The sequence below is a fragment of the Variovorax sp. GW821-FHT09B01 genome, assembly GCF_059418345.1.
The window spans coordinates 456919-468284 of the sequence record NZ_JBWKPQ010000004.1; the positions used below are offsets into that span (position 1 = coordinate 456919).

An 11366-nucleotide genomic window follows, 5' to 3' on the forward strand; every position below is an offset into this window, starting at 1 on the left:
CAGCCCGGCATTGCCGGGCTGTTTGCTTTGGAGGCGCGAAGAAGGCTTCAGGTCCAGCCCGCGTCCACCACGTAGTCCTGCGCCGTGCACATGCGCGAATCGTCGGCACCCAGGAACAGCGCCATCGCCGCGATGTCCTCGCCCATCACGCGGCCCGGCAGGCACTGGGCCGCGTCGATCTCCGCGCCCGACTCGGGCTTGACCCACAGCCGCAGCTGCCGCTCGGTCATCACCCAGCCCGGCACGATCGTGTTGACGCGGATGTTCTGCTTGCCCAGGTCGCGCGCCAGCGAGCGCGTGAGGCCGCGCACCGCCGCCTTGCAGGCCTGGTAGACCGGGTAGCCGCGGCCCTTCATCATCCAGCTGACCGAGCCGAAGTTGACGATCGAGCCGCCGCCCAGCGCGCGCATGTCGGGCGCCACCGCCTGCGCGGCGAAGAACTGGTGCTTGAGGTTCACGGCCACCAGCCGGTCGAAGTCCTCGTCGGTGACATCGGCCATCTCGTGGCGGCGGTCGTTGGCCGCGTTATTGAGCAGCACGCCCACCGGCCCGAAGTGCGAGCGCACCGCGTCGATGGTGGCGCCCAGCGCGGCCGTGTCGGTCACGTCGCAGGGCAGGAACAGCGCGGGATGCTCGCCGCGCAGCTGGCTCGCGAGCGCCTGGCCCGCGGCGGTGTCGAGGTCGCAGAAGCCGACCTTCGCGCCCTGTGCATGGAAGGCTCGCACCAGCGATTCGCCGATGCCGCTCGCACCGCCCGAGATGAAGACGGTGCGCTCGGCGAGCGAGGGATAGCGCGCGGTGTAGGGCGAGGGGGTGGATGCAGTGGTCATGAAAAAGGAAGACGACAGCGGTGAGGCGGGAAGGTTAGCGCGGATTGCCGGGCGCGCGCGGACAGCGCCAGTTTCGCGATAAGCACATGCGAACTCGGTCGTTGTGGCTGGCCGCGGCGCTGCCCAGAATGGCCCGACGCCGATGGGTGCGTGTGAGCCATGGAGTCCGCCGATGTCCGTCCTGCAAGAAGTGCTCGAAGCCAACGAGCGATATGCCGCCGGGTTCGGCGAGAAATCGAAGCTGGCGCTGCCGCCCGCGCGCCGCTTCGCGGTGCTCACCTGCATGGATGCGCGCCTCGACCCCGCGGGCTATGCGGGGCTTGCCGAGGGCGACGCGCACGTGATCCGCAATGCCGGCGGCCGCGCCACCGACGACGCCATCCGCTCGCTGGTCATCTCGTACAAGCTGCTGGGCACGCGCGAGTTCTTCGTGGTGCACCACAGCGACTGCGGCATGGAGCTGTTCACCGACGACGTCATCTCGGGCCTGCTCGAGCAGAGCCTCGAGACCGCGAGCGTCGATGCCACGGGCTGGCACGACACCGGCCGCGGCCCGGGCTCGTCGGCCGGGCGCTACATCAAGTGGCACACCTTCACGCACAACGCGCGCAGCGTGCAGGAGGACGTGGAGCGCATCCGCCAGCACCCGCTGGTGCCGAGGACGATCCCGATCTACGGCTACATCTACGACGTGCGCAGCGGCCGGCTGGTGGAGGTGCCCGAGGCCACCGCCGCGGGCAAGGCCGCCGGCTAGACCCCGCGCGCGCGCTCCGACTTGAAGCGCGCGCGGAATTCCGTGAACGTTCCCGCGTCGAGCGCCTCGCGGATCTCGCGCATCAGGTTCAGGTAGTAGTGCAGGTTGTGGATGGTCGTGAGCATCGGCCCGAGCATCTCGCCGCAGCGGTCGAGGTGATGCAGGTAGGCGCGGCTGAAGCCCTCGCGCCCGCCGTCGTTCCAGCTCACGCCCGAGCTGCCCGCGCAGGCGTGGCAGGTGCAGCTCGGATCGATCGGCTGCGGATCGCTCTTGTGGCGCGCGTTGCGCATCTTGAGGTCGCCGAAGCGCGTGAACAGCGTGCCGTTGCGCGCATTGCGCGTGGGCATCACGCAGTCGAACATGTCGACGCCGTCGGCCACGCCCTGCACCAGGTCCTCGGGCGTGCCCACGCCCATCAGGTAGCGCGGCTTGTTCGCGGGCAGCCGGTGCGGCGTGTGGCCCATGATGTGCAGCATCTCCTCCTTGGGCTCGCCCACGCTCACGCCGCCGATGGCGTAGCCGGGGAAGTCCAGCTCGACCAGCGCCGCCAGCGATTCCTCGCGCAGGTTCTCGAACATGCCGCCCTGCACGATGCCGAACAGCGCGTTCGGGTTCTGCAACCGCTCGAACTCGGCCTGGCAGCGTTTCGCCCAGCGCAGGCTCAGCTCCATCGAGATGCGCGCCTCGGCCTCGGTCGTGATGTGGCCCTTGGTGTCGTAGGGCGTGCACTCGTCGAACTGCATCACGATGTCGCTGTTGAGGATGGTCTGGATCTGCATCGAGACCTCGGGCGTGAGGAACAGCTTGTCGCCATTGACCGGCGAGGCGAACTTCACGCCCTCCTCGCTGATCTTGCGCATCGCGCCCAGCGACCAGACCTGGAAGCCGCCCGAGTCGGTGAGGATCGGCTTGTTCCACTTCTCGAACTGGTGCAGCCCGCCGAAGCTCTGCATCACGTCCAGGCCCGGACGCATCCACAGGTGGAAGGTGTTGCCCAGGATGATCTGCGCGCCCATCTCCTCGAGGCTGCGCGGCATCACGCCCTTGACGGTGCCGTAGGTGCCCACGGGCATGAAGATCGGCGTCTGCACCACGCCGTGGTTGAGCGTGAGCGTGGCGCGGCGCGCGTGGCTGTCGGGGTCGGTCTTGAGGAGTTCGAAGTTCAGCATGGGGGTCAGTCCTCTGTTCTCGGTTCGCGCGCGAGCAGCATCGCGTCGCCATAGCTGAAGAAGCGGTAGCCCTGCGCGATGGCGTGCGCATAGAGCGCCATCACGCGCTCGTAGCCCGCGAGGGCCGAGACCAGCATCATCAGCGTGCTCTTGGGCAGGTGGAAGTTGGTGACCAGCAGGTCGACGTGCGCGAAGGCGAAGCCCGGCGTGATGAAGATGCGGGTGTCGCCCGCGGCCTCGCCGCTCTTCGCCCACGACTCGAGCGTGCGCACGGTGGTCGTGCCTACGGCCACGATGCGGCCGCCGCGCGCCTTGCATTCGGCGATGGCGCGTTGCGTGGCCTCGGGCACCTCGTAGCGCTCGGCGTGCATGGTGTGCTCGGCGATGTTCTCGGTCTTCACCGGCTGGAAGGTGCCGGCGCCCACGTGCAGCGTGACGTTGGCGCGCTGCACGCCGCGCGCCTCGAGCGCGGCCAGCAGGCCCTCGTCGAAGTGCAGCGCGGCGGTGGGCGCGGCCACGGCGCCGGGCACGCGCGCGAACACGGTCTGGTAGCGGCGCTCGTCCTCGGCCGAGTCGTCGTGCGTGATGTAGGGCGGCAGCGGCACGTGGCCGCAGCGCTCCATCAGCAGGTAGGGGTTCTCGCCCGTGTCGCTCTCGAAGGCGAAGCGGAACAGGGCGCCGTCCTCCTCGGGCCAGCGGCCGAGCAGGGTGGCGCGGAAGCCGCCGTCCATCTGCAGCGTGGTGCCCACGGGCGGCTTCTTGCTGACCTTCATGTGGGCCACCACCTCCTGCCCCTGCAGCACGCGCTCGACCAGCAGCTCGAGCTTGCCGCCGGTCGGCTTCTCGCCGAACAGGCGCGCCTTGACGACGCGGGTGTCGTTGAAGACCAGCAGGTCGCCCTCGCGCAGCAGCGAGGGCAGGTCGCGGAAGATGCGGTCGGCCGGGGCGGGGCCGGTGCCGTCGAGCAGGCGGGAGGCGGTGCGTTCGGTGGCCGGGTGTTGCGCCACCAGCTCGGGCGGCAGGGCGAAATCGAAATCGGAAAGCGTGAAGGCGCGCATGATGCTTGAGGGCCGGACGGGCCCGTTCCAAGAGGGGGCCGCGAGGGGCCGTTCGGAGAGCGAGGCGGCGATTGTCCCATGGCGCGAAAACCGGCCGCCGCCGCGGGGTCGGGCCAGGGCCGGCGAGGCAGAATCGCCGCATGGTCGATACACATGCAGCGCGCGTCACGCAGGAGGCCGGGTCCGCGCCCGGGCCCTCCGAAGGCGAGCTCTTCAAGAAGATCCTCGGCGCCGCCTGGCAGGGCCTGCATGCCGACATCCGCCGCCGCTTCGACAAGAACCCCTCGCCCGGCAAGGCGCTGCACTACAGCGGCCGGCTCAGCGAGCTGCGCTGCTCGCGCTTCGGCCGGCTGCTGGGCCATCTCACGCAGCCGCTGATCCAGGGCGCGCTGATTCCCTACAGCGACGCCGACTTCCCGGTCGAGATCCAGGTCTACGCGAAGCCCGGCGACCCCGCGATCTACAAGCAGCGCATCTACCGGCTGCACGGGCGCCGGCCGATCCAGTTCACCAGCTTCATGCGCGAGAGCGAACGCGGCGAGGTGCTCGAGTACGTCGGCATGGGGCTGGGCATGAAGCTGGTGCTCAGCGTGGAGAACGGCAGCCTGCATTTCCGCAGCGACGGCTACTTCTGGCAGCTGTTCGGCTGGCGCCTCCCGCTGCCGGGCCTGCTCACGCCGGGCAAGACCTTCCTCTGGCACCACAACGAGACGCCCGAGCGCTTCAACATCCGCATCGAGATCCGCCACCCGCTGATGGGCACCACCTTCACCCAGGTCGGCGTGTTCGAGGAAGTGTCCGCCCCCGCATGATCGACACGCACCTGCTGGCGCTGCAGCTGATGGCGGCCCAGGGCGCGCTCGGCGCCTTCGACACGCTCTACCACCACGAGGGCACCGAGGCGCTGCCGCGGCGCGCCTCGGCCGGGCGCGAGCTCGCGATCCACGCCACGCGCTCGTCGATCTACTGCCTGCTGTTCATCGGCCTCTCGTCCTGGGCCTGGCATGGCGCCTGGGCCTGGGTGCTGCTCGCCGTGTTCGGCGTCGAGATCGTGCTCACGCTGTGGGACTTCGTGGTCGAGGACCGCAGCCGCCTGCTGCCGGCCACCGAGCGCGTCACGCACACGGTGCTGGCGATCAACGCGGGCGCCTTCATCGCGCTGCTGGCGCTGGCGGCCGTCGGCTGGGCTGCCGAGCCGACCGCGCTCGCCTGGCAGCCGCAGGGCTGGCTCGGCGCCTTCCTCGCGCTGTGCGGCGTGGGGGTGGGCGTGTCGGGGTTGCGCGATGCCTTCGCGGCGCGCGCGCTGCTGCGGCGCCGGCGCCAGGCGCGGGTGCGCGAGACCGAGGCGCCGGTGCGCTTCGGCGCGCGGCCGCGGCGCGTGCTGGTCACGGGCGGCACCGGCTTCATCGGCCAGATCCTCGTGCGCCACCTGCTGGCCGACGGCCATGCGGTCACGGTGTGGACGCGCGATGCGCGCGCGGCGGCCTGGAACTTCGGCGGCGCGGTGCGCTGCGTGCGGTCGCTGGCCGAGCTGCCCGCGGCCGAGGAGATCGAGGTGGTGGTCAACCTCGCGGGCGCGCGCATCCTCGGCGCGCGCTGGAGCGAGCGGCGCCAGCGCCAGCTGCTGGCCAGCCGCGAGGGCCTGACGCGGCAGCTGGTCGAATGGATGGCCGCGCGCCCGCGCAAGCCCTGGCTGCTGCTGTCGGGCTCGGCCATCGGCTACTACGGCGTGCAGCCGCAGGGCGATGCCACCGCGCTCGACGAGGAGGCGCCGCCGCAGGACATCTTCATGTCGCGCCTGTGCCAGCGCTGGGAGCAGGCGGCGCAGGCCGCGGTCGCGCTGGGCGTTCAGGTGGCCTGCATGCGCTTCGGCTTCGTGCTGGGCCACCAGGGCTCGCTGCCGCAGCTGCTGCTGCCGGTGCGGCTCGGTGTCGGCGGGCGGCTGGGCAGCGGGCGGCAGTGGCTGTCGTGGGTGCATGTGCACGACCTGGCGCGCGCGCTCGCGCATGCCTGGACCCGGATCGAACGCGAAGCTGGCACGCCGGCCGCGCAGGCCTTCAACGTGACTGCGCCGCAGGCGCTGAGCCAGCACGACTTCACGCGCGTCGCGGCCAGCGTGCTGCATCGCCCCTGCTGGATGCCCACGCCCGCGGCGCCCGTGAAGCTGCTGCTCGGCGAGCAGGCCGACCTGCTGCTCGAAGGCCAGCGCGTGGTGCCCGCGCGGCTGCTGCGTGGCGGCTTCGCGTTCACGTTCCCCGATGCGCGCAGCGCCTTGACGGACCTTTGCCGTCCGCGCTAGAAGACCTGTCCGTGCCCGCCAAGAAGAAAGCCTCCCCACCCGCCGCCGCGCCGAGCGCACCGGGCGCCGCCACGCCTGCACCCGCCGCGCCCGCCGCTCCCGCCGGGCCACCGGGCAGCGGCCTCAGCGTCGTGCAACGCGCGCTGCGCAAGCTCGGCCTGGTGCGCGACATCGACTTCGCGCTCTACCTGCCGATGCGCTACGAGGACGAGACCCGCGTGGTGCGCCTGGCCGACACGCGCGACGGCGACACCGCGCAGATCGAGGGCGTGGTGACCGAGGCCGAGGTGGCCTACCGGCCGCGGCGCCAGCTCATCGTCACCATCGACGACGGCGGCGAGACCTGCCAGCTGCGCTTCTTCAACTTCTATCCCTCGCAGCAGAAGCAGCTCGCGGTGGGCGCGCGGGTGCGCGTGCGCGGCGAGGTGCGCGGCGGCTTCGTCGGGCGGCAGATGATGCATCCCACGGTCAAGGCCGCGGGCACCGCGCTGCCCGAGGCGCTCACGCCGGTCTACCCGACCGTAGCCGGCCTCGCGCAGCCGGTGCTGCGGCGCGAGGTGCGCTCGGGCCTCGCGCGCGCGGTGCTCGACGAGACCATCCCGGTGCAGATCGGCCTGCGCGGCGCCTGGGACCTGCGCGCCTCGCTGAGCTTCCTGCACTACCCGACGCCCGACGTGGCGATGGCCACGCTCGAGGACCACGGCCATCCGGCCTGGCAGCGCATCAAGGCCGAGGAGCTGCTGGCGCAGCAGCTGTCGCAGATGCAGGCGCGCATGGAGCGCGCGGCGCAGCGCGCGCCGATGCTCGACATGGCGGCCGCGCCCGTCGGCGGCAAGGGCTCGCTGCACGACGCGCTGCTGGCCGTGCTGCCCTTTGGCCTGACCGGCGCGCAGGCGCGCGTGGGCGAGGAGATCGCGCGCGACCTCGGGCGCGAGCTGCCGATGCACCGGCTGCTGCAGGGCGACGTGGGCTCGGGCAAGACGGTGGTGGCCGCGCTCGCGGCGGCGCGCTGCATCGACGCGGGCTTCCAGTGCGCGCTGATGGCGCCGACCGAGATCCTCGCGGCCCAGCATTTCGGCAAGCTGGTCGGCTGGCTCGATCCGCTCTTGGCCGAGCGCGGCCTGCGCGTGGCTTGGCTCACCGGCAGCCAGAAGAAGAAGGAGCGCGACGCCATGGGCGCGGCGGTCGAGAGCGGCGAGGCCGCGCTGGTGATCGGCACCCATGCCGTGATCTCCGAGAAGGTGCGCTTCCACAACCTCGCGCTGGCCATCATCGACGAGCAGCACCGCTTCGGCGTGGCGCAGCGGCTGGCGCTGCGCGGCAAGGCGCGCGACGAGCTCGAGCCGCACCTGCTGATGATGAGCGCCACGCCGATCCCGCGCACGCTCGCGATGAGCTACTACGCCGACCTCGACGTCTCCACGCTCGACGAGCTGCCGCCGGGCCGCACGCCGATCGTCACGCGGCTGGTGGCCGAGCACCGGCGCGACGAGGTGATCGCGCGCATCCAGTCGCAGATCGAGCAGGGCCGGCAGGTCTACTGGGTCTGCCCGCTGATCGAGGAGAGCGAGGCGGTCGACCTGCGCAACGCCACCGCCACGCGCGACGAGCTGGCCGACCTGCTCGGGCCGCAGGTCAACGTCGGGCTGCTGCATTCGCGCATGCCCACGGCCGAGAAGCAGGCGGTGATGGCGGCCTTCACCGCCAACCAGATGCACGTGCTGGTGAGCACCACGGTGATCGAGGTCGGCGTGGACGTGCCCAATGCCTCGCTGATGGTGATCGAGCATGCCGAGCGTTTCGGCCTGTCGCAGCTGCACCAGCTGCGCGGGCGCGTGGGCCGCGGCGCGGCGGCCTCGGCCTGCGTGCTGCTCTATGCGCCCGGCGACAGCGGCCGCGTCGGCGAGGCGGCGCGCGCGCGGCTGCGCGCGATGGCCGAGACCAGCGACGGCTTCGAGATCGCGCGCCGCGACCTCGAGATCCGCGGGCCCGGCGAGTTCCTCGGCGCGCGCCAGTCGGGCGCGCCGCTGCTGCGCTTCGCCGACCTCACGACCGACACGCTGCTGCTCGACTGGGCACGCGAGCTCGCGCCGCGCATGCTCGAGCAGCATCCCGAGCTGGCGCGGCGGCACATCGACCGCTGGCTCGGCACCAAGGCCGAGTACCTGAAGGCTTGAAGCTGGAAAAGAGGGCGGGCGTCGATCAGCTCGGCCGCCGCGTCAACGCCAGCAGGCAGCCGAAGCCGATCATCATGCTGCCGCTCACGCGGTTGAACCAGCGCATCGCGCGGCTGCCGCCGGCCAGCCGGCGCATGCGCGCGCCGAGCAGCGCATAGAGCGCGATCGCCACCACCTCGAAGACCAGGAAGGTCAGGCCCAGCAGCAGGTAGCTCGAGGCATAGGCGCCCGGCACCACGAACTGCGGGAAGAAGGCGGTGAACACCAGGATCGCCTTCGGGTTGCCCGCGGCGACGGTGAACTCCTGCCGCACCAGCACGCGCATCGGCGGCGGGCCCGCGAGCTCGCGCGCCTGCCGCGCCAGTTCGGGCGCGGGCGCGCGCAGCAGCCGGATGCCGATCCACACGAGGTAGGCGGCGCCGATCCACTTGACGATGTCGAAGGCCAGTTCGGACGCGACCAGCACCGCGCCCATGCCCAGGCCGGCGATCGCGATCATCAGCGCGAAGGCCACCAGGCGGCCGGCCGCGGCGGTCACGGCCTGCGCGATGCCGTAGCGCGCGCCGTTGCTCACCGAGAGCAGGTTGTTGGGGCCGAACGCCATGTTGATGGCGAAGCAGGCCGGCAGGAACAGCAGGTAGGCGGACAGGGTCATGGCGTCTGCGGTGGGGGCGGGGGAGGCGACCATTATCCGCAGCGCCGCGGACCCCCGGCTTCAGCCGAGCGCCTGGCGCCGGAAATCGCTCGGGCTCAGGCCCGTGTGGGCGCGGAACACGCGGCTGAAATGCGAGAGGTTCACGAAGCCGGCCGCGAGCGCGATGGCGGTCACGGGCTCGGCCGCGCGCGCCGGGTCGCGCAGCGCGCGGATGCTGGCGGCCAGCCGCTGCTGCTGGATGTAGCCCGCGAGCGTGTCCTCGCCATCGGCGAAGGCGCCGTGCAGCAGCCGCTTGCTGCAGCGCAGCGCCTGCGCGATGCCCTCAACCGACAGGGCCGGGTCGTGCAGGTTCTGCGCCACGTGGTGGCGGATGCGGTCGGCCAGCGCCTCGCGCTGGGTCTGCTGCGTGTGCTGGCCGGCCAGTTCCATCAGCGACAGCCGCACCAGCTGGATCAGCAGCTCGCCCGCGCCGCGCGCGGCCGCCTCGCTCATCGAGGGCAGCTCCTGGTAGGTGCTGCGCATGGTCTCGAGCGCCACGCGCGAGATGCCGCTGGTGCCGCCGACGCGCCGCGCCACCAGCTGCGCGAGCGGCAGCGAGGGCAGGGCCAGCTGTTCCTTGGGCAGCATCACGATCAGGTGGTCGCTGCGCTCGGGGTTGGCCACCGTGTAGTCGAGCGTGGTGTCGTAGAGCGTCCAGCCGCCCGAGCGCACCGCCGCCGCGCGGCCCTTCTGCACCACCTCGGCCGAGCCCTGCCAGGGCGCCACGATCTTCAGGTAGGCCGCGTCGCTCAGGCGCGCCATCCGCGCGGTGCGCAGCACCCGGTGGCGGTTGGCCTCCAGGCGCGTGAGGATCACGTCGCCCGCGCGCGAGGCCGCCAGGTGGCCGTCGAACGGCACCTCGTCGCCGTAGAGGTCGGAGCCCAGGCCGCCGAAGTGGCGGTACACCCACTCGCACCACGCCGGGCCGCGCTCGCGCGGCGGCACTTCGTCGGTCGACAGCAGTTGCGATGCGGTCATGGCGCGGCGGGAGGCATTGGGGGTGGCTGGGGCGCCCATTGTGGGCCGCGCGGGCGCCGCCTCGCCTTGCGGGTTAACCACTAGCCGGCTGCACGCTGGGACAAGCGCTTTGTGCACCGCCGGCACAGCGTTCGCGCGGTGCCGTTCCTACGATGCCGGCAGGGCCCGCACCGGGCGCCGCACGACCCGAACATCGAAGGAGACCGCCGTGTTCCACACCCCTCGCCGCCGCTGGATCCAGGGCGCCGCCGCGCTCGGCGCCGCCGCCATGGTGCCGCGCCTGTTCGCCCAGCAGGGCGCGCCGGTGCGCATCGGCTATGCCATCGCCCGCACCGGTCCCTGGGCCGCGGGCGCGCAGGTGAGCCAGGAGCCCAACTACCTGCTGTGGGCCGAGCAGGTCAACGCGGCCGGCGGCCTCGCGCTGAAGGGCGGCGGCGCCAGGCGTCCGATCGAGCTGATCGGCTACGACGACCGCAGCGAGACAGAGACCTGCGTGCGCACCTTCGAGAAGCTCATGGGCAGCGACAAGGTCGACTTGGTGCTGCCGCCCTGGGGCTCGGGCGCCAACTTCGCGGTCGCGCCGCTGGCCAACCGCCTCGGCTATCCGCTGCTCGCGCCCACCGCGCTGTCGCGCAAGCTCATCGACATGCGGCTGCCGTACTTCTTCTCGCTGCTGCAGCAGCCCGACAAGATGATGGGCGCGCTGGTCGACCTGCTGGTGGCCCAGGGCGCGAAGACCGTGGCCATCGTCTACATGGACGACCTGTTCGGCCTCGAGAACTTCGCGGCGCTCAACAACGCGCTCAAGAAGACGCAGATCCAGGTGGTGGAGCGCAAGAGCTATCCGCTCGGCGTGAAGGACCTGGCGCCGGTGCTGCGCGGCATCAAGGACCTGAACCCCGACGCCTTCATCGGCATCACCTATCCGCCCGACACCATCCTCGCGAGCCGCCAGGCGCGCGAGGTGGGCTTCAACCCGAAGTTCTTCTATGCCTCGGTCGGCACCGCCTTCCAGCTCTACAAGAACGTGATGGCCGCCAACACCGAGGGCGTGATCGGCATGGGCTCGTGGAACGGCAAGACCAGCCCCGGCGCCAAGGCCTACTTCGACGCCCACACGAAGAAGTTCGGCAAGGAGCCCGACCGCTGGGCCAGCGGCCATGCCTGGGCCGGCCTCGAGATCCTGCAGCAGGCGGTGGCCAGCGTGGGGCTGGACCGCAAGGCGCTGCGCGAGCACATCGCGAAGACCGAGTTCGGGACCATCCTCGGGCCGATCCGCTTCGAGGGCAGCGAGAACGCCTCGGTGCCCGGCACCGTGGCGCAATGGCAGGGCGGCGAGTTCGAGGTCGTGTGGCCGAAGGACCGCGCCACCGCGCAGCTGGCGCCCAAACCGGCCTGGAAGTAGCC

10 protein-coding genes are annotated in these 11366 nt (G+C 71.6%); 5 read left to right on the plus strand and 5 right to left on the minus strand.

Going from position 1 to position 11366, the window contains the following annotated elements; all coding sequences use genetic code 11:
* Window positions 1-47: 47 nt before the first annotated feature.
* Complete coding sequence (locus tag AC07RV_RS16630; protein WP_296788686.1) at window positions 48-830, minus strand: SDR family NAD(P)-dependent oxidoreductase; 783 nt, start codon at window positions 828-830, stop codon at window positions 48-50.
* Between the two features lie 172 nt (window positions 831-1002).
* On the opposite strand from AC07RV_RS16630, the gene AC07RV_RS16635 reads away from it, so the two are divergent.
* Entirely contained in the window at window positions 1003-1584 is a 582-nt protein-coding gene (locus AC07RV_RS16635) for a beta-class carbonic anhydrase (RefSeq protein ID WP_296788690.1), read from the plus strand.
* On the opposite strand, the gene tgt is transcribed toward AC07RV_RS16635, so the two are convergent.
* On the minus strand, window positions 1581-2753 hold the full coding sequence (gene tgt / locus AC07RV_RS16640; RefSeq protein WP_296788693.1) for a tRNA guanosine(34) transglycosylase Tgt: 1173 nt from the start codon (window positions 2751-2753) through the stop codon (window positions 1581-1583). The two genes, AC07RV_RS16635 and tgt, sit on opposite strands and share 4 nt — an antisense overlap.
* Window positions 2754-2758: 5 nt before the next feature.
* Complete coding sequence (gene queA, locus AC07RV_RS16645; RefSeq protein WP_296788697.1) at window positions 2759-3811, minus strand: tRNA preQ1(34) S-adenosylmethionine ribosyltransferase-isomerase QueA; 1053 nt, start codon at window positions 3809-3811, stop codon at window positions 2759-2761.
* A gap of 140 nt (window positions 3812-3951) precedes the next feature.
* Here queA and AC07RV_RS16650 point away from each other — a divergent pair, with 140 nt between their 5' ends.
* The 3 genes from AC07RV_RS16650 to recG are packed head-to-tail and all read left to right on the plus strand — an operon-like array spanning window position 3952 to window position 8287.
* Window positions 3952-4623 (plus strand): DUF4166 domain-containing protein, encoded by a 672-nt coding sequence (locus AC07RV_RS16650; RefSeq protein ID WP_296788700.1) that lies wholly within the window; start codon window positions 3952-3954, stop codon window positions 4621-4623.
* On the plus strand, window positions 4620-6110 hold the full coding sequence (locus tag AC07RV_RS16655; RefSeq protein WP_296788703.1) for a TIGR01777 family oxidoreductase: 1491 nt from the start codon (window positions 4620-4622) through the stop codon (window positions 6108-6110). The genes AC07RV_RS16650 and AC07RV_RS16655 overlap by 4 nt, the downstream gene beginning before the upstream one ends.
* An 11-nt stretch (window positions 6111-6121) precedes the next feature.
* Window positions 6122-8287, plus strand: a complete 2166-nt coding sequence (gene recG, locus AC07RV_RS16660; RefSeq protein ID WP_296788706.1) for an ATP-dependent DNA helicase RecG — start codon at window positions 6122-6124, stop codon at window positions 8285-8287.
* A 25-nt stretch (window positions 8288-8312) separates the two neighbouring features.
* Here recG and AC07RV_RS16665 read toward each other — a convergent pair whose 3' ends face one another.
* Window positions 8313-8942, minus strand: coding sequence for a LysE family translocator (locus tag AC07RV_RS16665; protein ID WP_296788709.1), 630 nt, complete (start codon window positions 8940-8942; stop codon window positions 8313-8315).
* 60 nt (window positions 8943-9002) lie between these two features.
* Window positions 9003-9959, minus strand: coding sequence for an AraC-like ligand-binding domain-containing protein (locus AC07RV_RS16670; RefSeq protein WP_296788712.1), 957 nt, complete (start codon window positions 9957-9959; stop codon window positions 9003-9005).
* 268 nt (window positions 9960-10227) lie between these two features.
* On the opposite strand from AC07RV_RS16670, the gene AC07RV_RS16675 reads away from it, so the two are divergent.
* Window positions 10228-11364: an amino acid ABC transporter substrate-binding protein gene (locus tag AC07RV_RS16675; RefSeq protein ID WP_296788782.1), complete on the plus strand. Its 1137-nt coding sequence runs from the start codon at window positions 10228-10230 to the stop codon at window positions 11362-11364.
* The last annotated feature ends 2 nt before the right edge of the window (window positions 11365-11366 follow it).

Coding starts and splice junctions, on each gene's coding strand:
- AC07RV_RS16655 (WP_296788703.1), top strand. CDS start 4,620: ATGATCGACACGCACCTGCTGGCGCTGCAGCTGATGGCGGCCCAGGGC.
- AC07RV_RS16650 (WP_296788700.1), top strand. CDS start 3,952: ATGGTCGATACACATGCAGCGCGCGTCACGCAGGAGGCCGGGTCCGCG.
- AC07RV_RS16635 (WP_296788690.1), top strand. CDS start 1,003: ATGTCCGTCCTGCAAGAAGTGCTCGAAGCCAACGAGCGATATGCCGCC.
- AC07RV_RS16630 (WP_296788686.1), bottom strand. CDS start 830: ATGACCACTGCATCCACCCCCTCGCCCTACACCGCGCGCTATCCCTCG.
- queA (WP_296788697.1), bottom strand. CDS start 3,811: ATGCGCGCCTTCACGCTTTCCGATTTCGATTTCGCCCTGCCGCCCGAG.
- AC07RV_RS16665 (WP_296788709.1), bottom strand. CDS start 8,942: ATGACCCTGTCCGCCTACCTGCTGTTCCTGCCGGCCTGCTTCGCCATC.
- tgt (WP_296788693.1), bottom strand. CDS start 2,753: ATGCTGAACTTCGAACTCCTCAAGACCGACCCCGACAGCCACGCGCGC.
- AC07RV_RS16670 (WP_296788712.1), bottom strand. CDS start 9,959: ATGACCGCATCGCAACTGCTGTCGACCGACGAAGTGCCGCCGCGCGAG.
- AC07RV_RS16675 (WP_296788782.1), top strand. CDS start 10,228: ATGGTGCCGCGCCTGTTCGCCCAGCAGGGCGCGCCGGTGCGCATCGGC.